At 69.5% G+C, this 21,492-nt stretch carries 21 protein-coding genes and 1 pseudogene; 13 read left to right on the forward strand and 9 right to left on the reverse strand.

Annotated features, from left to right (window positions below; translation table 11 throughout):
- Nucleotide 1: 1 nt before the first annotated feature.
- Both ACX1D3_RS00310 and ACX1D3_RS00315 read right to left on the reverse strand, forming a co-directional pair.
- Nucleotides 2–1,960, reverse strand: coding sequence for a glycosyl hydrolase family 2 protein (locus tag ACX1D3_RS00310; RefSeq protein WP_458994991.1), 1,959 nt, complete (start codon nucleotides 1,958–1,960; stop codon nucleotides 2–4).
- A 79-nt stretch (nucleotides 1,961–2,039) separates the two neighbouring features.
- Nucleotides 2,040–2,687 (reverse strand): annotated as a pseudogene (locus tag ACX1D3_RS00315) (glycosyl hydrolase); the annotation flags it as partial.
- Between ACX1D3_RS00315 and ACX1D3_RS00320 the strand changes: the two are divergent.
- On the forward strand, nucleotides 2,590–2,901 hold the full coding sequence (locus ACX1D3_RS00320) for a hypothetical protein (protein ID WP_458996580.1): 312 nt from the start codon (nucleotides 2,590–2,592) through the stop codon (nucleotides 2,899–2,901). The pseudogene ACX1D3_RS00315 and the gene ACX1D3_RS00320 sit on opposite strands and share 98 nt — an antisense overlap.
- Before the next feature lie 341 nt (nucleotides 2,902–3,242).
- On the opposite strand, the gene ACX1D3_RS00325 is transcribed toward ACX1D3_RS00320, so the two are convergent.
- Nucleotides 3,243–5,093: a M48 family metallopeptidase gene (locus tag ACX1D3_RS00325; RefSeq protein WP_458994992.1), complete on the reverse strand. Its 1,851-nt coding sequence runs from the start codon at nucleotides 5,091–5,093 to the stop codon at nucleotides 3,243–3,245.
- Nucleotides 5,094–5,221: 128 nt separating this feature from the next.
- Here ACX1D3_RS00325 and ACX1D3_RS00330 point away from each other — a divergent pair, with 128 nt between their 5' ends.
- The 3 genes from ACX1D3_RS00330 (at nucleotide 5,222) to ACX1D3_RS00340 (ending at nucleotide 7,667) form a co-directional block, all read left to right on the forward strand.
- Nucleotides 5,222–5,683: a MerR family transcriptional regulator gene (locus tag ACX1D3_RS00330; RefSeq protein WP_458994993.1), complete on the forward strand. Its 462-nt coding sequence runs from the start codon at nucleotides 5,222–5,224 to the stop codon at nucleotides 5,681–5,683.
- A 93-nt stretch (nucleotides 5,684–5,776) separates the two neighbouring features.
- Nucleotides 5,777–6,814: an NAD(P)-dependent alcohol dehydrogenase gene (locus ACX1D3_RS00335; RefSeq protein ID WP_458994994.1), complete on the forward strand. Its 1,038-nt coding sequence runs from the start codon at nucleotides 5,777–5,779 to the stop codon at nucleotides 6,812–6,814.
- Nucleotides 6,815–7,088: 274 nt separating this feature from the next.
- On the forward strand, nucleotides 7,089–7,667 hold the full coding sequence (locus ACX1D3_RS00340) for a DapH/DapD/GlmU-related protein (protein WP_458994995.1): 579 nt from the start codon (nucleotides 7,089–7,091) through the stop codon (nucleotides 7,665–7,667).
- A 517-nt stretch (nucleotides 7,668–8,184) separates the two neighbouring features.
- Here ACX1D3_RS00340 and ACX1D3_RS00345 read toward each other — a convergent pair.
- The 5 genes from ACX1D3_RS00345 to ACX1D3_RS00365 all read right to left on the reverse strand — a co-directional run bounded on the left by ACX1D3_RS00345 (nucleotide 8,185) and on the right by ACX1D3_RS00365 (nucleotide 11,958).
- Nucleotides 8,185–8,568 carry a hypothetical protein gene (locus tag ACX1D3_RS00345; protein WP_458994996.1) on the reverse strand — a complete coding sequence of 128 codons (384 nt, stop codon included), beginning with the start codon at nucleotides 8,566–8,568 and terminating at the stop codon, nucleotides 8,185–8,187.
- Nucleotides 8,568–9,161: a nucleotidyltransferase domain-containing protein gene (locus tag ACX1D3_RS00350; RefSeq protein WP_458994997.1), complete on the reverse strand. Its 594-nt coding sequence runs from the start codon at nucleotides 9,159–9,161 to the stop codon at nucleotides 8,568–8,570. Before ACX1D3_RS00350 ends, ACX1D3_RS00345 begins: the two co-directional genes overlap by 1 nt.
- A 1,040-nt stretch (nucleotides 9,162–10,201) precedes the next feature.
- Nucleotides 10,202–10,600, reverse strand: a complete 399-nt coding sequence (locus ACX1D3_RS00355; protein ID WP_458994998.1) for a DinB family protein — start codon at nucleotides 10,598–10,600, stop codon at nucleotides 10,202–10,204.
- A 36-nt stretch (nucleotides 10,601–10,636) separates the two neighbouring features.
- On the reverse strand, nucleotides 10,637–11,293 hold the full coding sequence (locus ACX1D3_RS00360; RefSeq protein WP_458994999.1) for an arsenate reductase ArsC: 657 nt from the start codon (nucleotides 11,291–11,293) through the stop codon (nucleotides 10,637–10,639).
- Nucleotides 11,290–11,958: an arsenate reductase/protein-tyrosine-phosphatase family protein gene (locus ACX1D3_RS00365; RefSeq protein ID WP_458995000.1), complete on the reverse strand. Its 669-nt coding sequence runs from the start codon at nucleotides 11,956–11,958 to the stop codon at nucleotides 11,290–11,292. The genes ACX1D3_RS00360 and ACX1D3_RS00365 overlap by 4 nt, the downstream gene beginning before the upstream one ends.
- Before the next feature lie 159 nt (nucleotides 11,959–12,117).
- Here ACX1D3_RS00365 and ACX1D3_RS00370 point away from each other — a divergent pair, with 159 nt between their 5' ends.
- The 3 genes from ACX1D3_RS00370 to ACX1D3_RS00380 all read left to right on the forward strand — a co-directional run bounded on the left by ACX1D3_RS00370 (nucleotide 12,118) and on the right by ACX1D3_RS00380 (nucleotide 15,720).
- Entirely contained in the window at nucleotides 12,118–13,833 is a 1,716-nt protein-coding gene (locus ACX1D3_RS00370) for an FAD-dependent oxidoreductase (RefSeq protein WP_458996464.1), read from the forward strand.
- A 127-nt stretch (nucleotides 13,834–13,960) separates the two neighbouring features.
- Nucleotides 13,961–15,262, forward strand: a complete 1,302-nt coding sequence (locus tag ACX1D3_RS00375; RefSeq protein ID WP_458993697.1) for an ISL3 family transposase — start codon at nucleotides 13,961–13,963, stop codon at nucleotides 15,260–15,262.
- Nucleotides 15,259–15,720, forward strand: coding sequence for an arsenate-mycothiol transferase ArsC (locus ACX1D3_RS00380; RefSeq protein ID WP_458995001.1), 462 nt, complete (start codon nucleotides 15,259–15,261; stop codon nucleotides 15,718–15,720). The genes ACX1D3_RS00375 and ACX1D3_RS00380 overlap by 4 nt, the downstream gene beginning before the upstream one ends.
- Nucleotides 15,721–15,810: 90 nt before the next feature.
- On the opposite strand, the gene ACX1D3_RS00385 is transcribed toward ACX1D3_RS00380, so the two are convergent.
- Nucleotides 15,811–16,197 (reverse strand): metalloregulator ArsR/SmtB family transcription factor, encoded by a 387-nt coding sequence (locus ACX1D3_RS00385; RefSeq protein WP_458995002.1) that lies wholly within the window; start codon nucleotides 16,195–16,197, stop codon nucleotides 15,811–15,813.
- 66 nt (nucleotides 16,198–16,263) lie between these two features.
- Between ACX1D3_RS00385 and ACX1D3_RS00390 the strand changes: the two genes are divergently transcribed.
- From ACX1D3_RS00390 to ACX1D3_RS00415, 6 genes are all read left to right on the forward strand, one after another.
- Nucleotides 16,264–17,280, forward strand: a complete 1,017-nt coding sequence (locus ACX1D3_RS00390) for a permease (RefSeq protein WP_458995003.1) — start codon at nucleotides 16,264–16,266, stop codon at nucleotides 17,278–17,280.
- 77 nt (nucleotides 17,281–17,357) lie between these two features.
- Nucleotides 17,358–17,666: an ArsR/SmtB family transcription factor gene (locus tag ACX1D3_RS00395; protein WP_458995004.1), complete on the forward strand. Its 309-nt coding sequence runs from the start codon at nucleotides 17,358–17,360 to the stop codon at nucleotides 17,664–17,666.
- A complete protein-coding gene (locus ACX1D3_RS00400; protein ID WP_458995005.1) occupies nucleotides 17,657–18,709 on the forward strand; it encodes a permease in 1,053 nt (350 codons plus the stop codon). Before ACX1D3_RS00395 ends, ACX1D3_RS00400 begins: the two co-directional genes overlap by 10 nt.
- A 35-nt stretch (nucleotides 18,710–18,744) precedes the next feature.
- The gene (locus tag ACX1D3_RS00405; protein WP_458995006.1) at nucleotides 18,745–18,981 is read left to right on the forward strand and encodes a thioredoxin family protein; all 237 of its coding nucleotides are present in this window, start codon (nucleotides 18,745–18,747) and stop codon (nucleotides 18,979–18,981) included.
- 38 nt (nucleotides 18,982–19,019) lie between these two features.
- Nucleotides 19,020–20,792, forward strand: coding sequence for an arsenical pump-driving ATPase (arsA, locus tag ACX1D3_RS00410; protein ID WP_458995007.1), 1,773 nt, complete (start codon nucleotides 19,020–19,022; stop codon nucleotides 20,790–20,792).
- Nucleotides 20,789–21,319, forward strand: coding sequence for a DUF2703 domain-containing protein (locus tag ACX1D3_RS00415; protein ID WP_458995008.1), 531 nt, complete (start codon nucleotides 20,789–20,791; stop codon nucleotides 21,317–21,319). Before arsA ends, ACX1D3_RS00415 begins: the two co-directional genes overlap by 4 nt.
- The last annotated feature ends 173 nt before the right edge of the window (nucleotides 21,320–21,492 follow it).

Below are 21,492 nucleotides of genomic sequence, written 5' to 3' on the forward strand. Positions count from 1 at the left end.
GTCAGCTCCCGGATGAGGGAGCCCGGAACAGGAGGACCGGTCCGATGAGCCCGTGGTCGCGGACATGGGTGGTCTGCATGCGTGGCTCGGCCCAGCCCTCGGAGTTGGCGAGGACGTCGGGCAGGGTGTCGTAGTAGCCGCGGGCCAGCAGCCGGTTGTTCAGCGAGCTGGAGGTCCTGACGGTGATGGTGTTGTCGCCTGGCCGCAGTTCCGAGGTGCGGATGAGGGGCTTGGAGGTGTCGAAGCCGACCGCCGCCCCGCCGTTGACGCTCACCGAGCCCAGCCCGCCGCAGGTCGAGCCGAGGTCGAGCACGAAGGTCGCCCCCTCCTCCTCGGCGTCGACGCGGACGGTGGTGGTGTACTCCGCGACCCCGGACACGTCACCCCCGACGCCGGGGAGCTCCGCCCAGGGCAGCAGGGGCGTGGGTCCGACCTCGATCCGGGTGACGGCACTCGTCGGCCGCACCTCCTCGCTCACGTAGCCGAGGCCCCGGTCCTCGGTGACCAGCAGCATCGGGCCCTCATCCCAGCTCTCCACTGTGACGTCCCACTCGGTGAGCTCCGCCACGACATCCGGGACGGCCGGCTCCGAGGTCGTCGGCGAGGCGGACCGGTCGAGCGTGAGCAGGGCCGTCTCCCCGGGCGAGAGCCGGAGTGTCAGGACCGTGCGGTCGCCGTCGGTGCGGACGCCGTCGTGGAGACGCGATTCGCCGGTCCACGGGTCGAGGCGGTGGCAGGCACCCACGCCGGGCAGGGCGATCTCGACCTCGACCGGCTCGCCGGTGTCGTAGAGGAAGTGGTAGGCGTACAGGTGGAGGAGGTCGCCGTCCTCCCGCAGACGGGTGAGCACGCTGCGGTTCTCGCGGTTGAACTCGGCGCGGCCCGTGACGCCGAGGCGCCGCAGCGCGCCGACAGTGCCGGACGGGTCGTCGACCCGCGCCACCGTCGGCTGCTCGAGGAGCTCGGCGACGGTGGCGGCAAGCTCCGCGTCACGCGCGTCGAGGCCCTGGGTGCGGGACGCGGCCGACGCGTGGGTCCGGTTGCGCCGCCACTGCAGGTCCACCAGCTCGCGCGAGCCGTCCACGAACAGCACCTTCAGCCCCGCGCGTGCCCAGTCGAGCAGCTGGCGGGCGACGTCGGGGTCGAGGCCGTCCTGGTAGACGATCAGCGCCTGGTAGCCGGGCCCCGACGGCTGGACCAGCCCATCGGCGAAGCTGACGTCGTCGCGCAGCAGCAGGGCGCCGTCGAGGAACTCGTAGGTCCAGCCGGCGTCCTGCATGCCCAGGTCCGCCCACCAGTGGTTCTGGCGGTTGCGCATCCACCAGGTGCCGTAGGCCACCTCATCGGCCACCCGGTTGCCGTCGTCGTCGACGAACCGCATGCCCGACACGTTGTCGGTGAAGTGGTCGGTGCGCAGGATGCCCACGTCGATCCGGGGAAGACCCTGGCGGAGCACCAACTGGTAGCGGGCCAGCGCCGTCGTCCACAGGGGGTAGAACTCAGCGCCCGGCTGGCGGGTGTCGAAGCGTTCGGAGAACTCCCGCCACATGCCCTCGTGGCCGGGCCACTGCGTGGTGCCCGGCGCCCCGGAGGGGCTGGCCCAGCCGTGCAGCACCGTCCTGGTGATCCCGGCCGCCAGCTGGGTGGCGATGATCTGGTCGTAGAAGCGGTGGTCGAGCATGTAGTTGCGGGTGGTCGCCCCGGTCTCGGAGCTGTACTGCTTCCCGAACAGGTGCGCCGGGCCGGCCATCAGCCGGTAGGCGTCGATCTGGGCCCCGAACTCCAGCGACTCGGTCTCGATGCCGTCCACCTCGGGCCCGGGCCGGGTCAGTTCGAACGGAAGCCCGTAGCTGATCTCGGCCCTCAACCCCATCCCGTTGGCGTGCAGGAACGCCGCGAACGGCCTCAGCATGTTCTCGATGTAGAGGTCGGTGAGCGTGCGGACGTAGTCGAACCGCACCTTCTCGACCTGCGCTGCGTGCCCGGCGTCGGGCTCGTTGTGGTAAAACGGTCTGCGCGGCCATCAGCGCGACGTCGCGGGTGAGGAAGGGCAGCCAGCCCGTGATGTCGTACCCGCGCCTGGCGCGGAACTCCGCCGCGACCGTCCGGCCCCAGAACAGTCCGCCGGCGCCGTAGGTCGACAGCTCCATGGAGTCCATGTACATCTGCACCCGGGGGTTGGCCGCGATCTGCGCCCGCAACTCCGGGGTGAGCACCACCTGGTCCCAATAGTCGATGACGGCTTCCGCGCCGTCGGGGTCGAGGTAGTTGACGGTGTAGTTGACGCTCGCCGAGGGCGAGGCGGTCTGCCCCGTGCCGTGGGTCCAGTAGGCGAACAGCCGCCACTCACCCTCAGGTGCGGTCCACTCCAGCTCTCCGTCCACGACGTCGCCGGTCAGGTCCACCACCGAATCAACGTCCAGCGTCGCGCCCAGCTCGGTCGCGCCAGTCGCCCGGGCGGCGACCACCGCCACCAGCGACTGTTCGGAGACCAGCCCGCGGTGGCCGAGGACGGACGGGCTGTACGCCTCGAGGTCGACGGGGCGCACGGCACCGGCGCGCCGCGCTCCGCCGTCGAGCCGTTCGATCGTGACGTTCAGCTCCTTGGCCGCCGCGGGGCTCTCCGGGGTGATGGTCGGCAGGTTCGCGTTGGCCCAGTTGGTCCCCGAGATGAAGCTGACGGCCATGCCGCGCTTCGTGGTCTCCTCCACCACCACCTGCGAGTCGTGCACCCACTCCTCCGAGCCCCAGCCGTACCGCGAATGGTCCACGCCCGCCTCGTCCATGGCCAGGAACTCCATGCCACCGAAGCCGAGCCGATGGGCCGACTCGATCTCGGCCCTGAGTGTCTGGTCCGTGTGCAGCCCTTCCGCGAGCCACCACCGCACCTCGGGGCGGTAGTCGATCGACGGGGCGGCGAACGCTTCGGTCAGCTCGGGGAAGTCCACGGTGTCCTCACTTCGGGTCGGCCCGGCGTGCGGTGTCGGGCGGGTGGAGCCAGGGTCGGACCGCCCTGTCCGCGGGGGTGAGCCCACACGCAACTGCACGGTCGTCTACCGGCCACGATATTGCGCCCCCGTCGGCGCCGGGAGGCTCTGCTGGGGCACCCCAGTGGCGTCTGCGGGGGCCCGGAACTCAGCCCCTGGGCAGCGGTGACCTCACGACACCACCCCGGACGCGCGGAGTGATCCCCCAGGATCAAGGGCTGCCCGCGCCGCCCCAGCGTCGCTCGCCGGTGCTTCTCAGCCCTTGGGGGCAGTCAGGTACTGGACTGCGGCGCCCACGTCCTCCGGCGACTCCACCGTCGCGGTCTCCAGGGTGGCGGCCACCTGCAGTGCAGTCCCGTCATCCAGGTCGAAGCGGAGCCTCATCTTGAGCCGGCCCGTCACGTCACCGCCGGAGATGCGCGCCGCGTCCCACCACAGCGACCCGGGCAACGATCGTCCGGCCCTGAGACCCTCGGCGGCGGCCTGGTATAGACGCGGATGCTGGTGCTTCTCGGAGAACCGGTCCTTGTCCTCCTTCACGGTCGCCTTGTCGAGCTGAGGGAGCGCCAGGACTCCGGTGGTCCAGAGATGGACGTCGCGTCGGCCGTCCCACGGGCCGGTCATGTGGCTCGCCGCGGACAGCCACCGCTCCACCCCACCGCCGGACTCCGTGCGCGCGCTCATCACGTCGACGCCGAGCTCGGCGAGCCAACCCCGCAGCGCCGCACTGTCCCCATCGTCGATCGCGGCTCCGATCCGCTCGTCGAGCTCGAGGCTGGAGCCGTCGAGGGCGACGACTTCGGCCGGGCCGCTCCACGAGGGCTGAACCCGGGCGGCCCCGACCGCCAGCAGGGCGCTGACGACAGGATTCCACACCGAAGCGATCGTGGCCTCGCGGGCGTCCGGGTCTGCGCCCCCCACGCGCCGCACGATGCCACCGTCGGCAGGATCGTCGATGAGGCGCAGCACGTTGTCCAAGCCCCCGTCGCCCAGCTTCAGCGAGCGCAGCGAGGCCCCGAACTCGTCAGCGCCGGCGCCCGCGCCGTTGCGGATCCCTGCGGTGATCACCTCGTCCCACGATCCGAGAGGACGGTCCTGGGCCAGCAGTCGGCCCTCCGCGGAGTCCAGCCAGGCCGAACCACCGGAGAGCAGGTCAGTGGCGGGGCGGCCTGCATCTGCGCCGGTGGTGGCCGATGCGCCAGTGACGGCAGATGCTTCGAGACGCGCGATGCGCTCGCGCAGTGGCGGATGGCTGTCGGTGGCACTCGGCCGCTGCTCGGCAATGATGGTCTCGACCGCATCGTCGATCTCCGTCCTGTTGGCGTCGATGACCCTCCGGACGGCCTCACCCAGCGGCGCACGGCGTCCAGCAAGCTCGAACAGCGGGACGTAGTTGTCGAGCGTCTGCTCCCACGCCAGTTCTGCCGCAACCAGGGCGCGGAACGACTCCGCAGCGGCCCCGGGGCCGGCGGCCCGCACCGAGAGGTCGTCGGCGCGCAGTTCGGCGGCCCGCGAGGACGGTCCGGCGGCCAGCGCGTAGAGCCCTGCGTATGCGGTGAAGAACCATCGCCACAGGACACCTGCGCGAGCGCGCACCTGCTCCATGAACGCGAGACGGCGCAGGTCGCGGGCCGCGTCGGCGGTGTCCCCGCCGGCGAAGTGGCCGAGCTCGTGGGCGAGCACTGAGCGCAGCTGCCCGACGGTGAACGTGGCCAGCAGCGGTAAGCCGATCTCAAGCTCGCGGTGTCCACCGACCTCAGCGACGCCGGCGTTCACCTCGGGGACGATCACGATGCGCGCCGGCGGCTCGGTCTGGGCCTCGACCGCCAGCCGATTCACCTCGGCCCACAGAGCCGGGTGTTCGGCGGGGATGACCTCGATGCCTTCGGCCGGTTCGGCCTGGTGGCGCAGGGCCGCCCACGCCCCGAACCCGATGGCGACGGCGAGAGGCAGCGCGACCCACTGGATCAGCACCCGCACCGCTACCCCGTCGAAGAGCTGCGCGCCGACGGCGACGATGCCGAGCACCACCCCCACGAGTAGGGCCACGGCCACGACAGGGAACAGCCACAACACCAGGGTGGGCGCTAGACGATTGTGCTTCACGAGGGCACAGTGTCGTCGCCGTCGGACGGCGCGTCAACGTGCGGCGCGCCTGAGGCCCGCGGTTCGGCCCCGGACTCTGCCGTCACGGGCTTTGACTTCAAGTACTTGAAGTTCTTAGGGTCGTTGACATGAGCGCACCAGCCCTCCAGCAGCAGTACACCATCAAAGAGGCGGCGGCCCTGACCGGGCTGCCGGCCAGCACGCTGCGCTACTACGAGTCGATCGGCGTGATCTCCCCCGTCGCCCGTGGCATGAGCAGCGGACACCGCGTCTACGACGAGACGGACCTCGACCAGCTCATGGGCGTGGCCTGCCTCGCCGCGACCGGGATGTCCGTCGCGGACATGCGCGCCTACGTCGCCAACAACCGGCTCGGCCCGGACGCGGCGGCCGACCAGATCGCGCTGCTCACCGGGCAGCAGCGTCGGCTCGAGGTCGAGGCCGAACTCCTGGCCGTGCGGCAGCGGTACGTCGCGCTGAAGATCGACTATTGGCGCGCCGTCGAGGACGGCGACGCGACCCGTGCCGATGCCATCTCGGCCGAAGCCCGGGCGCTCGCCGACGAACTCAAGCGCTCTAGCAAGCCCTAGACCCCCCTCGCGCCGACAGGCGCCCTCTCTTGGCCCACCACCATCCCGGGGCGGCGCAAGCCTGCCCTCGGACAACCAGAAGGAACTCCACCTATGCTCGTCAACGCCTACGCGGCCCCTGCCGCCGGTCTCCCCCTCGCACCCCTCACCATCGAACGCCGAGCGGTCGGACCCAACGACGTCCTCATCCGCATCGAGTACGCCGGCATCTGCCACTCCGACATCCACACCGTCAACGGCGACTGGGGACCCCAGCCCTTCCCCGTCGTCCCGGGCCACGAGATCGTCGGCATCGTCACCGAGGTGGGGACCGATGTCACCGGACACCAGGTGGGAGACCGGGTCGGTGTCGGGTGCATGGTCAACTCGTGCCGCGAATGCGTCAACTGTCTCCGCAGCGACGAGCAGTACTGCCTGGCCGGGATGGTCGGGACCTACGCGGCAACCGACAGTGACGGCACCACCACCCAGGGCGGCTACTCCACCCATGTGGTCGTCGACGCCGACTTCGCCCTACGCGTTCCCGCGGGCCTGGACCCCGCCGCCGCGGCGCCGCTTCTGTGCGCCGGCATCACGACCTACGCGCCGCTGCGCCGCTGGGGCGCGGGGCCCGGGCGGAAGGTGGCCGTCGTCGGACTCGGTGGCCTCGGCCACATGGCCGTCAAGCTGGCGCACGCCATGGGGGCCGACGTCACCGTGCTCTCGCAGACGATGAGGAAGCACGACGACGCCCGCCGCCTCGGCGCCGACCACTTCCATGCGACCTCCGACCCGTCGACCTTCGGCGAGCTGGCCGGGCGGTTCGATCTCATCATCAACACCGTCAGCGCCGCGATCGACCTCGACGCCTACCTCGGGCTCCTCGCCGTCGACGGGACACTGGTCAACGTCGGAGCCCCGGCGGAGCCGCTGAGCGTCAACGTGTTCTCCCTCATCGGCGCGCGGCGGAGCTTCGCCGGATCCATGATCGGCGGCCTCGCCCTCACCCAGGAGATGCTCGACTTCTGTGCGGACCACGGCATCGGTGCGGACGTCGAGATCATCGCCGCCGACCAGGTGAACGAGGCCTACGAGCGCGTCCTGAGCTCCGACGTGCGCTACCGCTTCGTCATCGACGCGTCCACCCTCTGACGCGTCGCCCTGGCAGACGACGTGGTGACACTGTCATGAGAAGACCGGACCCCTGCCTGGTCCGCGCTCGGTGGAGGGCCAGCCGGGGGGGAGGCGATCCGACTCCCGGGCACGTGGGGTACTCGCGCCCGGCCAGGACCCCTGGCCCTCTACTACGGAGGTCCGGCCCCCTTATAGGCATTGTGCTCCTGGGCCACCTGGACGGCGACGGGGCGGAGCGGAAATCGGCGACGGACGGCCCCGTGACGGCAGTGGTGGACGTAGCGTGAACGCCATGCAACTGGAGGACTTCCTGACCTACGTCGCGACCGGAGCAACCATCGCGAGCGGCTCGGACTACCACGCGTTCATGCACGGTGCCTCACAGGAGGCGCTGCGCATCACAGCCGAACTGAACTCTTCGTACCGCCCGCCCGACGAGGTCCGCAGCCTGCTGAGCCGGCTCACCGGGCGTCAGATCGACGAGTCGACCACCGTCTTCCCGCCGTTCTACAGCGAGTTCGGCCGCAACCTCGTTCTGGGTCGGCGGGTCTTCATCAACATGGGCTGCCGCTTCCAGGACACCGGCGGCATCGCGATCGGCGACGACACCCTCATCGGTCACGGATGCACGCTCACCACGCTCAACCACGAGGTCGATCCGGACCGTCGCGGGGACATGACACCGGCCGCCGTGATGATCGGGAGGAAGGTCTGGCTGGGGGCGGGCGTCACCGTCGTGCCGGGGGTCACCATCGGCGACGGCGCGATCGTGGGAGCGGGCGCCGTCGTCACCCGCGACGTGCCGGCTGACGCGATCGTCGCGGGCGTCCCGGCGCGGCTGATCCGGATGACAGGCTTCCAGGCCACTTGACGAGCAGCCGAGCACACACAGCAGGCCTGATCGGCGGGCTGCTGAGAGCGCCAGCGTCAACACCCAGAAGCGGACAGGCGGTGAGCGGTCCTCAGCGCCGAGGGCATGGGACTGAAAACTCGCTTGCGTGCCGCAAACCCTGCTTCCCGACTGCTGCGCCGTCGCCCGCCCCAACTACAGACTCCACGTAAGCCAGCCCCAGGACGCTTGTATGGAGCCGCGCGCGAGCGAAGACCGGCGACGCTACATCCTCCGACTACAAGGTTGCGCGGCGATGGACACGGCCGGCAGGTCATGCGAGTTCGGGAGGCCTGGGTCGCCGATGGTCGTCACTACACTCTCATGCCGAGCGTCGGATGGAGCCGGACGACGAAGGGTCTGCAGCTTCCTACCCATACAGCGGCATCTGCGGATATGCGCAGATGCCGCTGTATAGGTAGAAATTTGCAGAGCCCGAACCGGGCGGAGCGTCGATTCCCGGTCTGGGGTTCGGTTGAATCTGGCGTATCCTCCCGGCTCAGACGGAGCAGCCCGGCCGAGCACACTGATCTGCCGCAGGCCGCGCCTCAGCCTTCACAGCAGACATGAGGCTGACGCCGTACTCAACGTCAGCCTTGTTCGACACCAGTTCGCGGAGCCCCTTCTCGGCACCGGCCGCGTCCGGTCGCTGCCCCAGTGCCCGACGAAGCTCCTTCGCGGCAAGCGCGTGGTCCTTGCCCTTCACCGTCGCACCGGTGAGCTGAGTGACGATGGCGTCCTTGGCGCAGATGCCCGCATGGATGGCATCCCCTGCAGCAACGGTGTATCGCTCTGCACTCAGATTCGCCTCCGCGGAGGCCAAGTACTCCTCGGCCTTCCTCAGGAAGCTTCGTGCGTGATTGCGGTGTTCGAGCGTCGCCATCACGCCACCCCAACCGTCGCCTGCGGGAGCGACCCGAGCAGAGCCACCCCGTCAGCGACGATCTGGGCGACGACCGGCTCCTCGCCGCTGCCCGCGAGCCGCCCGAACTCCTCCGGAGTGAACACCAACACATCACAGTCGTTGCCCAGCCGAGCGCGGACCGCGTCTTCCAGTTCCGTCCGACCCTGCCAGTCCGAGGGTGCAACGACGGCCAGGTCGACATCGCTCTCGGCTGATGCCTCCCCCCGTGCCACCGACCCGAACAGAACCACCGCATCGACACTCGACCCGACCACAGCCCGGACCGCCTCCCGCAGCGCCGCAATCGGATCGAGCAGGACGCGCAAAGGCTGGATGGCGTAGTGGTCCTCGTTGATCGTGTGAACCATTGCGCGACCCACGGCACGGCTCTCCACCACACCGAGATCGGCGAGGGAGGCCAGCGCCTGCTGAACCGACCACAGGCTGCACTGATCGCGGACCAGCCCATGCACCTGCCGCCCGGTCAGCGGAACAGCCGTACGCAGCAACACGGCCAACACCGCCCCGCTCGCACCCGTGATCAAGCCCCCGAACGCAGCCTCAAATCTCATATGACTAGTCTAGCTGTCACATGACTGTCACACCAGTCATCCGGGTCCAAGACTTGATTCGCGCATCCGTGTCAGTCAACTGACCTCCGCTGGACCCAACCCCGCGACCGGGATCAGCATCCAGCAGCCGGCCAAGACCCTGCGCCGCTACCGCACCATCGACACCGTTCAGGGCGAGCTGATCGTCAGCGGACACACAAACCCAGAGACGGCCCGCTGGCGATCCCTCCACAGCCTCCGGAAGCCCTGATTCCCCATGGGGAACCCGCGGGGAATCAGCCCCACCAACCCGGCACGAGACTCCTTCCCCGACAGTCCCCCGGACCACTCCACCCCGGCATCGCCGCTTGCCACAACAGAACCCAACCCCAGAAACAGAGAATCGGCGAGAGGTTTTCACCTCCCGCCGATTCACCGCATTTGCCCTAGTCAGAGGCACTTTTGTGCGCGAGAGAGGAGTTGAAGCTCTCTTCTATCTGCCGATAATGACCCCCTGACAAGGTATTTTGATAGGACTCAGCCATGCCGTCACCTTGCCGTGAGGAATACGTGGGGAATAGTTCTGCTGCACTTCAGCATAGGCGGCCGGCATCCCGGATCGCTGGCCAGATGCGCTTGGTTCGTCCCCGGCCCTGCGAGCAGGTCGTTGCACGGGACGCCGAACGCGGGAGCAGTTGTGGCGTCGCCTCCTGCGTCGGACGCCGCCAGGGGCGTCCTCCGAGCCTGGGGGTGCAGGGGCAGGATCTTGCCGGCTTCGTGAGCGACGGTCGCCGCCTTGGGCAAGGTCGCGGTCGAGCGCATCGCCTGGTTTCCCGCACCGTTCCGCATCCGCCTCCCCGTTCAGCCAGACAACAGTGGCGATCTCATACGGCCGCCTACTGCTGCCGGTGGACAGTTGACCCACAGAGTGCGTGCCGACCGATCCGAGGCAGGTCCCTGCGGCAGCAGATCCAGGCAGCTCGGGCCCATGTAACCGATGTCAGCGACGCTCATGGAGGGCGGCCCTTGCCCCGCGACGGCTACGCCCCCGTGCCCTGGTCCTACGTCCGGCCGGCGAGTGTCAGCTGGTCGCGGTGATGGTCATCGAGCCAGTCGGTGTCGAGGCTCATCCAGCGCTCGGCGCGACGTAGCCCGACGACGCGGACGCCGGCGACTGGCCCAGCCCAGTTGATCCAGTTGTAGGGACGCGTGCCCGCTGTCAGGACACGCGCGTAGCCGATCGAGGCCCCGCGTGGGAGCCGTCCGAACCCACCGAACAGCGGGATGAACACCCGCGCGAGGTGCTGACCGAACCACATGTGGAACAGGAGTTCGCGGTTGGTCCAGCGGGTCCCCCGCGTGGGCGCCAGCAGTTCCTCGGGGGTGGCGGCCGCGATGAGGCGGGAGTAGTCGTCACGGACCCGTTCAAGCTCGGACACGATGTCGTCAGCGGCTGGCATCCCTCAAGTGTGCGCCCCGCCCCCGCACCCTCGCCGTCACAGGTTGAGCGATGTCAGAAGGCTGCGGACGCGTCGTTCGACGTCGTCGCGGATGGGTCGGACGGCGTCGAGGTCCTGGCCGTGGGGGTCGTCGAGTTCCCAGCTCTCGTAGCGCTTGCCGGGGAAGACGGGGCACGCGTCGCCGCAGCCCATGGTGATGACGACGTCGGCGGCGCGGACGGTCTCGTCCGTCCAGGGTTTGGGGAACTCGTGGGCGATGTCGATGCCGCGTTCGGCCATCGCCTGGATCGCCACGGGGTTGACCTCGAGCCCGGGCTCGGAGCCGCCGGACCACGCGACGGCGTTGTCGCCGGCGAGCGCCTGGAAGAAGCCGAGCGCCATCTGGGATCGTCCGGCGTTGTGGGTGCAGAGGAAGAGCACCACGGGTTTGCCGTCATCGTGGAGTCCCTCGACGCGGGCGAGCGCGTGGAGGCGCTGCCTGGCGAAGCGTTCGGCGAGGAGGGGCAGGAACTTGGTGACGGTCGCGCGGCCGGCGAACTGGTCGAAGGAACTGCCCAGGAACCGCTCGATGGTCTCGGGGCCGTAGACGCCGGAGAACTCCTGCGCAAGGTTGGCTGCGGCCTGCTTGAGCACGAGTCTGTCGTCGGGGCGCAGGCTCTCCCAGCTGCGTTCCTGGGCGGGGTGGATGATCATCGTGGCTCTCCTTCGATGCTTGATGCGAGGCGGTCGATGCGATGGGTGATGTCGTCGAAGGCGGCGTCGAAGGCATCGGGGTCCTCTTTGCCTGCCGGGTCGGGAACCGACCAGTGGAGCAGCGGCCCGTCCACGTCTTCGTAGGCGCGGTCACACACCGCGATAAGCAGTTCGTCGCCGGTGAGGACGTCCCGGGCGAGTTTGGGTCTTGCATGGGTGAGGTCGAGACCGTGGCGGCGCGCGACCGAGACCGCGCCGGGGTGCACGCGTCGGGCGGGGCGGGTTCCTGCCGAGACGGCGGGGATGTCGCTGATCGAGCGCCAGTAGGACTCCGCCAGCTGTGACCGGGCGGAGTTCTGGCTGCACACGAAGGCGACCCGGGCCGGACGAGGCAGCGGGGCGGCGCCGAGCAACCGGTCGCAGGCCGGGGTGCGCTGCACGTAGCTGCGCCGCCCGTCCCCCTCGGAGCGGTGCCGCGTGACGAGGCCTGCCTGTTCGAGGACGGCGAGGTGGTGGGCAATCAGGTTGGTCGGCAGGTCCAGCTGGGCGGCGAGCTCGCCGGAGGCGAGGTCGGCGTGCGCGAGCAGGTCGATGATCGCGAGCCGCGACGGATCTCCCAGCGCGGCGTACGCGCGCGACCTTGCGGTCACGTCCACCAGTGCCATGAGCCCTCCCTGCGATTGATTACCTCGACAGATATTGCCTCAATGGTAGCTGAGCTATTATGGGAGTCAAGGTAGGCCCATCCGGTCTCAACCCTCGACTTCGACCCGACGACGTCCCGCACCAGCGGGGCATGAACCCAGGAGGTTCCCGTGTCCGACATGCCCATGCCAGCGTCGCCTCGTTCGCAGCGGCTCGTGATCGTCGGGGCGGTCGCTGCCGGCACGTCGGTGGGCGCCAAGGCCCGGCGCAACGACGAGGAGATGGAGATCGTGATCTACGAGCGGGACCGGGACATCTCCTACTCTGGGTGCGGCCTGCCGTACTACATCGGCGGGACCGTGCCCGACGCCGACGAACTCCACCCCCGCGACGCGGCCTGGTTCGCCAAGCGCTACAACATCGACATCCGCACCGGCCACGAGGTGATCAGCGCCGACCCGGCCGGCCGCACCCTGAAGGTTCGCGACCTGTCCTCCGGCGAGGTGACCACGGACCGCTACGACAGCCTCGTGCTCGCCACGGGCGCCACCAGCATCATCCCGCCGGTGCCCGGCGTCGACCTGCCGGGCGTCTTCGCGCTGCGCAGCGTCCGCGACGCCGAGGCGATCAAGGGCTGGATCGACGACTCCTCACCCACGCAGGCCGTGGTCGTCGGATCCGGGTTCATCGGCCTGGAAGTCGCCGAACAGCTGGTCGCGAGCGGGATCAGCGTCACCCTGGTCGAGCGCCTCCCACAGGTCATGCCGGCCCTCGACGCGGACATGGCGTTCCGCGTCCAGGAGGAACTCGAGCGCCACGGCGTGACCGTGCGGCTCAACACGACGATGACCGGACTCGACGGAGACACCAAGGTTGCGGGCGCGCGGCTCGACACCGGCGAACTCGTTCCGGCACAGCTGGTGATCCTCGCCGTCGGAGTGCGGCCCAACACCGACCTCGCGCGCGACCTCGGGGTGACCATCGGCGAGACCGGCGCGATCGCCGTCGACTCGTCCATGCGCACCAACGTCGACGGCGCCTACGCGGTCGGTGACTGTGCCGAAAGCTACTCGCTGATCACCGGCCGGCCCTTGTGGCGGCCGCTGGGATCGACAGCCAACAAGATGGGGCGCATCGCCGGCGACGCGATCACCGGAGGCACCACCCTGGAGCATCGCGGGATCCTGGGCACCGGCATCGTGCGGGCGTTCGGACTGGCCGTCGGCCACACCGGGCTCACCGAGACCCAAGCCCGCGCCGAGGGATTCGACCCGGTCGTCCTGCACAACACCAAACCGGCCCACGCCACCTACCTGGGCGGCAAGGAACTCACCATCAAGGCCGTGGCCGACCGCGCCACCGGCCGACTCCTGGGCGCCCAGGCCGTCGGACCGGAGGGGGTGGACAAGCGCATCGACGTGCTCGCCACCGCGATCACCTTAGGCGCAACCGTCGCCGACCTGTTCCACCTCGACCTCGCCTACTCACCGCCGTTCGCCACCACCAAGGACCCGGTCCACTACACCGGCATGGCACTCGAGACCGCCGTCCGCGGACGGGCGCCATTGATCACCCCCACCGACCTCGACGCGCGGCTGGGCAACGGCGAGCAGATCCAGATCGTCGACGTGCGCGCCGCGAAGGACCATGCCAAGAGCCACCTGCCTGGGGCGGTGAACATCCCGCTGGCAGACATGCGACGGCGCGTCGGGGAACTTGACCCACAGCTGCCGACGGTCACGTACTGCAACAAGGGCGTCACCGGGAACGCCGCCCAGAACGTCCTGCTCGCCCTCGGCTTCACTGAGGTGATGAACCTCTCGGGCGGCAACAGCACCTACCAGACCCACACCCGCCAAACACATAGGGGCTCTTCACAGAAGGCAGTGGATTGATGGGCCGCGTTTGAGCGGCGGCTGACCCGGGTCAAGGATCCCGTCCCGGGTGCCCTGGGTCGAGGAGGGGGCCCTCGGGTTGGCAGGATGAAGGTGTCTACGCCTCATCTGAAACCCAAGGGCCCTTGTGCGAAACGCTACCCCACCCTGCCTCGATACGTTCTGCCGGCTCGATCGTCTCGGGCTGACCGTGACCGCCCAGCGCGTCGAACCCGACCACACAGTGCTGCGCTGCCGCCCCACCACACCGCCGTCGCCGTGTCCGGGGTGCGCCGGGCCAGGGGTGCGGCACGACGCGGTGCTGCGTCGTCTGGCGCATGTGCCCTACGGCTGGAAACCCACGATCCTCGAGGTGATCGTGCCTCGATATCGCTGTGTCCCGTGCCGAAGGGTGTGGCGCCATGACATCCGGGCCGCGGCTCCGTCGAAGGGGAAACTGTCGCGTGACGCGATCATGCAGGCCGTCAAGTCCATCGTGATCGACCGAATGTCGATCGCACGGGTCGCGGCCAACCTCGGCGTCGCCTGGAACACCGCCTGCGACGCGATCCTCGCCGCCGGCGCCGACCTGCTCATCGACCATCCGCAGCGCCTCGACGGGGTCACCACGGTCGGGGTCGATGAGCACGTCTGGCGACATACCCGCCACGGCGACAAGTACGTCACCGTGATCATCGATCTCACTCCGACCAGGACCAGAAGCGGCCCGTCGAGGTTGTTGGCGGTGGTCGAGGGCAGATCGAAACAGGCCTTCAAATCCTGGCTCGAAGCCCAAACTGAGGCCTTCAGGGACACGGTCGAGATCGTCGCGATGGACGGCTTCACCGGCTACAAATCCGCCGCCGTCGAAGCGATCGACACCGTCACCACCGTGATGGACCCCTTTCATGTCGTGGCCCTGGTCGGGGACAAGCTCGACCGCTGCCGGCAACGCGTCCAGCAAGAGACCCTCGGGCATCGGGGCCGCTCCGGGGACCCGCTCTACGGGATCCGTCGGGTCGCCCGGACCCGCGCTGGGCTGCTCACCGAGAAGCAACAGCGCCGGCTCGCCAAAGTGCTCGCCGACCAGCGTCACGTCGCGTTCGAGACCACCTGGAGCGTCTACCAGGACGTGATCGACGCCTACCAAGCCGACGACCCCTCCGAGGGGAAGAAGATCATGACCCGACTCATCGACACCATCAAGACAGGAGTCCCCGCCGGCCTCGACGAACTCCGCGTCCTGGGCCAAACCCTTCATCGACGCCGCGACGACATCCTCGCGTTCTTCGACCACCCCCGCACATCCAACGGCCCCACCGAAGCGATCAACGGCCTCCTCGAACACCTCCGAGGCACCGCCAGAGGCTTCAGAAGCATCGTCAACTACATCGCCCGCTGCCTACTCGACGCAGGCGGGTTCAGACCCCAAATCCACCGCCTTCTGTGAAGAGCCCACATAGGGCGACCTCCCGCGCGAGCACGATCAAGCCCGGCCACCTCCCCCACGTGCTGTTCCTCTGCGTCCACAACGCGGGCAAGTCCCAAATGGCCGGCGCCCTGATGCGCCACCTGTGCGGCGACCGGATCGTGGTCACCACCGCCGGCACCGGACCCGACGACACCATCGACGACGCCTCGGCACGTATCGTCGCCGAGCTCGGCGCCACCACCACCGGGGAGCACCCCAAGGCCGTGACGGCCGCCATGCTGGACGCAGCCGACCGCATCATCCTCATCGGCCCCGACGTCCAGCTGACCCCACCCGAGCAGCTGGCCGACCGCGTCGAGCGCTGGCCGATCCACGACCCGGCCGACGACGGCATCGAGGGCGACGAACGGACCCGGAACATCCGCGACCAGATCGCCGCCCGGGTGCACACACTCGCATCAAACCTGACCAGCTGAACACTCCGCGTCGACCCGGTCGAACCGATTGCTAGGAGAGGCCTCCGCAGCTTCCTTCGCCTCGGTCCGATCGCGGCCGCGCGCTGTGGCTTACCTTCCTGCCGACTCGACAGCTCCCACCGGCGTCGGGTCAAGGAGCTGTTGGATCGCCCGCAACCCATCGGTATTCACCCAATACCAGGTCTGGCGGCCTGCCCGCTCCCGGTCGAGGAAGCCGGCGTCGAACAGGGCACCTAGGTGGTGGGTGACGGTCGGCTGGGTCAGCCCCAGCCGGTCGGCCAGCACGCGGGTGGTCGCCCGTCCGTCGTCCGCGGCCCGGATCAGGCTCAGCAGCCGTAACCGCGCGGGGTCGGCCAGGACCTTCAGTGCCCCCGCCAGGGCCAGGGCATCGTCGGGCCGCAGAGGGGCCTGGAGGATCGGGGAACAGCACAGGTCACCGACCGACGTGGGCCGGAGCGCCGCCTGTTGAATACTCATAGACACGTGTCTATCATATCCATCGGCATCGATCAATCGATGCGTGTCTATGGATTGGAGACGTGGATGTTCGATCACCTGGCAGGCCTGGGTGTCGGCGTCGCGACCGACGTGGCGACCGCACTGGCCCACAACTGGCCCTATCTGCTCGCAAGTGTCGTGGTGGCCTCCGCCGTGCAGGTGTACGTGAAACCGGACCGCTTGGGCGGTTGGCTGCGGCGTCGCACCTGGGTGGCGATCGTGGGCGCCGTCGCACTGGGCGCGCTCACGCCGTTCTGCTCCTGCGGCACCACCGCCGTGGTGCTGGGGGCGATGGCTTCCTCGGTCCCGTGGGCGCCGATTGTGGCGTTCATGGTGTCCTCGCCGCTGACCAGTCCGCAGGAGTACGTGTGGTCGGTCGGGCTGTTCGGGCCCGCGTTTGCGACCACGTTCTTCGGTGCGGCGATCGCCGTCGGCCTGATCGGCGGCGGTGCCGCCTGGTGGCTGGAGCGCCACGGACTCCTCGCCGGACAGGCCCGCCTCGCGACCCCGACCCCCGGCGGCGGCTGCGACGCCGGTCATAGCTGCGGAACCAGCCCCGCCGCCGGTGCGCCGACCACGCTGCGGGTCGGGGGGACCCGGGAACTGGCCGTCATCGACACCAGGCCAGCCCCGGTGGTCCATGCCGAACCCGCCACGTGGCGTCGGTTCGGCGGCGCCCTGGCCACCAATAGCCGCCGGCTCGCCGTGTACTTCCTGGGCTTCGCCGCCCTGGGGTACCTCGTCATCAGGATCCTGCCGACGGGCCTCCTCACCACCTGGCTCGGCGAGGGCAACCCCGTCTGGTCGGTTCCCCTGGCCGCCCTGCTCGGCGTCCCGGTCTACCTCAACACCGACGCCTCCCTGCCCCTGGTGGCGAGCCTCTTGGACGGCGGCATGGCCCCCGGAGCGGGCATCGCGTTCCTCATCACCGGAGCGGGCACCAGCGTCGGCGCCATCAGCGGCATGCTCGTCATCGCCCGCTGGCGGATCGTCGCGCTGGTCATCGGCACGCTGCTGGTCACTGCGACGATCGCCGGATGGCTCGCGGGGCTGCGGCTCTGACGAGACAGCGATGGATGAGGGCCGCCCTGCTTGCAGATCCGGACGGACGGGTGCACAATTCAATTGTGCTTGAATCAATGGAGCCTGAACTGACTCGGGACGCGGCGACGCTCCTGGCTGTGGCCGCCGACCCGGTGCGACTGACCCTGCTGAACCAGCTGGCGGCGTCCGGGACCCGGTGCGTGTGCGACCTGCAGCTCGATCCGCCGATCCCAGCCAACCTGTTGAGCTACCACCTGCGGATGCTGCGGGAGGCTGGCCTGGTGACCACGGCCCGGCGGGGCCGGTGGGTCGACTACACCCTGGCCGAGGACGCGCTGGAGCGGCTACACGCCGCCCTGCCGGTGGCCGCGGCTACCCGGGCGGAGTGTGCGTCATGCCGGTAGCCACTCACGTCGGACGCCCCGGCGTCCGGCTGAGCCTCGGGGTCGCGGCGGCGGCCGTGTCGTGGGTGGCGCTGTACTGGGTCAACGAGCCGTTCTGGACGTGGCTGGTCGGCGACGCCGCTGGGCTCGATCTGGAGTCCCGGCTGGGGTCGGGGGTGTGGTTCTTCTTCTACGACACGGTCAAGATCGCGCTGCTGCTGACCGGGATCATCTTCGTGGTCACGGTCCTGCGGTCGTTCATGAGCGTGGAACGCACCCGGGCGCTGCTCGGCGGCAAACGCGAGGGCGTCGGCAACGTCCTGGCGGCGCTGCTGGGCGTCGTGACGCCGTTCTGCTCGTGCAGCGCCGTGCCGGCGTTCATCGGTTTCGTCGCCGCCGGCGTCCCCCTGGGCGTCACGATGAGCTTCCTGATCGCCAGCCCCCTGATCAACGAGGTCGCGATCGCGCTGCTGCTGGGCCTGTTCGGCCCCGGCCCTACCCTGTTGTACGTCGCCGCAGGCGTCAGCATCGCGATCGTCGCCGGCTGGGTGATCGGACGCCTCCGCCTCGAACACTGGGTGGAACCGTTCGTGTTCGAGACCCGGCTCCGCGGCCAGGTCATCGACTCGACCGCCCACCTCACGTGGCCCGATCGCGTCCAACTCGGCATCGACGAGGTCGCGGCAATCCTGCGCAAGATCTGGCCCTACCTGCTGGTCGGCATCGGCCTCGGGGCGGTCATCCACGGCTGGGCGCCGGAGAACTTCTTCGCCACCTACGCCGGCCGGGACAACCCCTTCGCCGTCCTGATCGCCGTCGCCGTCGGCGTCCCGCTCTACTCCAACGCGGCCGGCGTCCTCCCCCTGGTCGACGCGCTCCACGACAAGGGCCTCCCGATGGGCACCCTGCTCGCCTTCATGATGGCCACCGTCGCGCTCAGCCTGCCCGAGATGATCCTGCTGCGCCGCGTCCTCAAACCGAAACTGATCGCCACGTTCGTCGCCGTCGTGGCCACCGGGATCATCGCCGTGGGCTACCTGTTCAACGCCGTCCTGCCCATCTGAAACACCACACCAAACCTCGAAGAAGGAGTCACACCATGCACATCAAGGTCCTCGGTCCCGGCTGCGCCAACTGCGTCAACCTGGAGAAGAACACCCGCGACGCCCTGGCCACCCTCGGCCTGGAGGCCACCGTCGAGAAGGTGACCGACTACGCCGACATCGCCGGCTACGGCATCATGCGCACCCCCGGCCTGGTGGTCGACGAGCAGGTGGTGCTGTCGGGTCGGGTCGCGAAGCCGGCCGAGATCGCCCAACTGCTGGCCGGCCGCTGACCGGCTGACCCCGCGATCGGCTGGGCGGGAGCATGTCAATGAAGTTCCTGCAGGTGATGCCGCGGTTCGTGTTCTTCACCGGCAAGGGCGGGGTGGGCAAGACGTCGCTCGCATGCGCGACGGCGGTCCACCTGGCCGGATCTGGTCGTCGAGTCCTGCTGGTCTCGACCGACCCCGCCTCCAACGTCGGCCAGGTGTTCCACCAGCCGATCGGGAACCGAGTCACCCCGGTGGCCGGCGTCGAAGGCTTGGACGCCCTGGAAATCGACCCCGAATCGGCCGCCGAGCAGTACCGGGAACGGATCCTCGGCCCCGTGCGCACCGTGCTCCCCGCCGTCGAGATCGCGTCGCTCACCGAGCAACTGAGCGGCTCGTGCACCACCGAGATCGCGTCGTTCAACGAGTTCACCGGCTTCCTCGCCGAGGAGGACTCCCACTACGACCACGTGGTGTTCGACACCGCACCGACCGGGCACACCATCCGGCTGCTGCGGCTGCCCGGTGACTGGACCGGTTTCATCGACGCGGGCGGCGACGCGTCCTGCCTGGGACCGATGTCGGGGCTGGACAAGCACCGCGGCCAGTACGCCAGAGCGCTGGCCGCCCTGACCGACCCCACCACTACCAGGCTGGTGCTCGTGGCCCGACCGCAGGCCACCTCCCTGGCCGAGGCCGGGCGTACCGCGTCCGAACTGGCCGGGATCGGGATCCACGCTACCCACCTCGTGGTGAACGCCGTGCTGCCCGACGAGGGCAGCGGTGATCCGCTCGCGACCGCGATCCGTACCCGCGAGACGGCCGCCCTGGCCAGCGTCACGGGCCCGCTCGCCGACCTACCGCAGGACCGGATCCCCTTGAAGTCTGTGAACATGGTCGGGGTGCCCGCCCTGAGGGCACTCCTGTCACCCGAGGAAACCGCCGATGCGACGACGGACGCAGTCCCTCTGCCCGCCGAACTCGGGCTGCCGGGCCTGGACGCCCTGGTCGACGAACTCGCGGCCATCGGTCACGGGCTGGTGATGTGTGTCGGCAAGGGTGGGGTCGGCAAGACCACCATCGCGGCCGCGATCGCGGTCGGGCTCGCCGCCCGCGGTCACCAGGTCCACCTCACCACCACCGACCCCGCCGCCCACCTGGACGCCACCCTCACCCAGACCCCCGACCTGCCGTCGTTGACGCTGTCGCGGGTCGACCCCGTGCAGGCGATCGCCGACTACCGGGCCCGCGTGCTGGCCACCCAGGGCAAAGACCTGGACGCCGAGGCGCTGGCCGCCCTCGCCGAAGACCTCCAGAGCCCCTGCCACCAGGAGATCGCCGTCTTCCAGCAGTTTTCGCACCTGGTCGGGCAGGCCCGCCGCCAGTTCGTGGTCATGGACACCGCCCCCACCGGGCACACCCTCCTGCTGATGGACACCACCGGCGCCTACCACCGCGACACCGTCAAAACCATGGCCGCCGGGGTCCGGTTCACTACTCCGCTGATGCGCCTGCAGGACCCGGACTACACCCGCCTGGTGATGGTGACCCTGCCCGAACCCACCCCGGTGCTGGAGGCGCTCGCGTTCTGCGACGACCTCGCGCGCGCCGGCATCACCCCGTGGGCGTGGGTCATCAACCAGTCCCTGACGGCCGCGCACCCCACCTCCCCGCTGCTGCGTCGGCGCGCCCACCTTGAGGCCGACCCGATCGCCACCGTCACGCAGGCGGCAGCCCGGGTCGCCGTCGTGCCCGTCCTGCTCGACGAACCCACCGGCGCCGACAGGCTCCTCGCCCTCACCGACACCCACACCATGACCGGGAGCACCCCATGACCGACCTCACCATCGTCTGGCAACGCCTCGTTGACGCCGGGCAAACCTGCCCCCGCTGCGGCGACACCGGCGACGAGATACGCACCGCAGCCACGACACTCACCGCGGCACTCGCCCCCCTGGGCATCACCGTCCGGCTGAACGAGGGCACCATCAACCTCGCCCAGTTCGAGCAGGCCCCCCTGGAGTCCAACCGCATCCTGATCGCGGGCCGACCCGTCGAGGAGTGGCTCGGCGGTGCCACCGGCCAGAGCCCTTGCTGCGACGTCTGCGGCCCCCACGACTGCCGCACCATCACCGTCGACGACACCACCTATGAAACAGTGCCCGCCGACCTCATCACCCGTGCCGGCCTCCTCGCCGCCGCCGACCTGCTCGCCCAACCCAGCGCGTCACCCGACCAACCCTGCTGCGACCGCACCCAGGGAAGCACCGGCACGGCTCAGCCGTGCTGCGGACCCACGGTCGAGCACGCCGACACCCGGAACCGTTCACTCCCGCTGGCAGCCAAGGGAAGCTGCTGCTGAGGCTACGGACCCAACGAGACCGGTCCGGGAAGGCGCCAGCGGGCGCGGGCGCAAGCCCGTCCCTCACGGCCTGGGGAATCGTGGGGAATACGTGGGGAACACGACCCACGCGTGGGGAACGAACGAGCCGCCCAAGGAACCGCCGGTCACGTCAGCAACCGCATTCCCCCTTG

The organism is Tessaracoccus yangjingae (genome assembly GCF_054483935.1).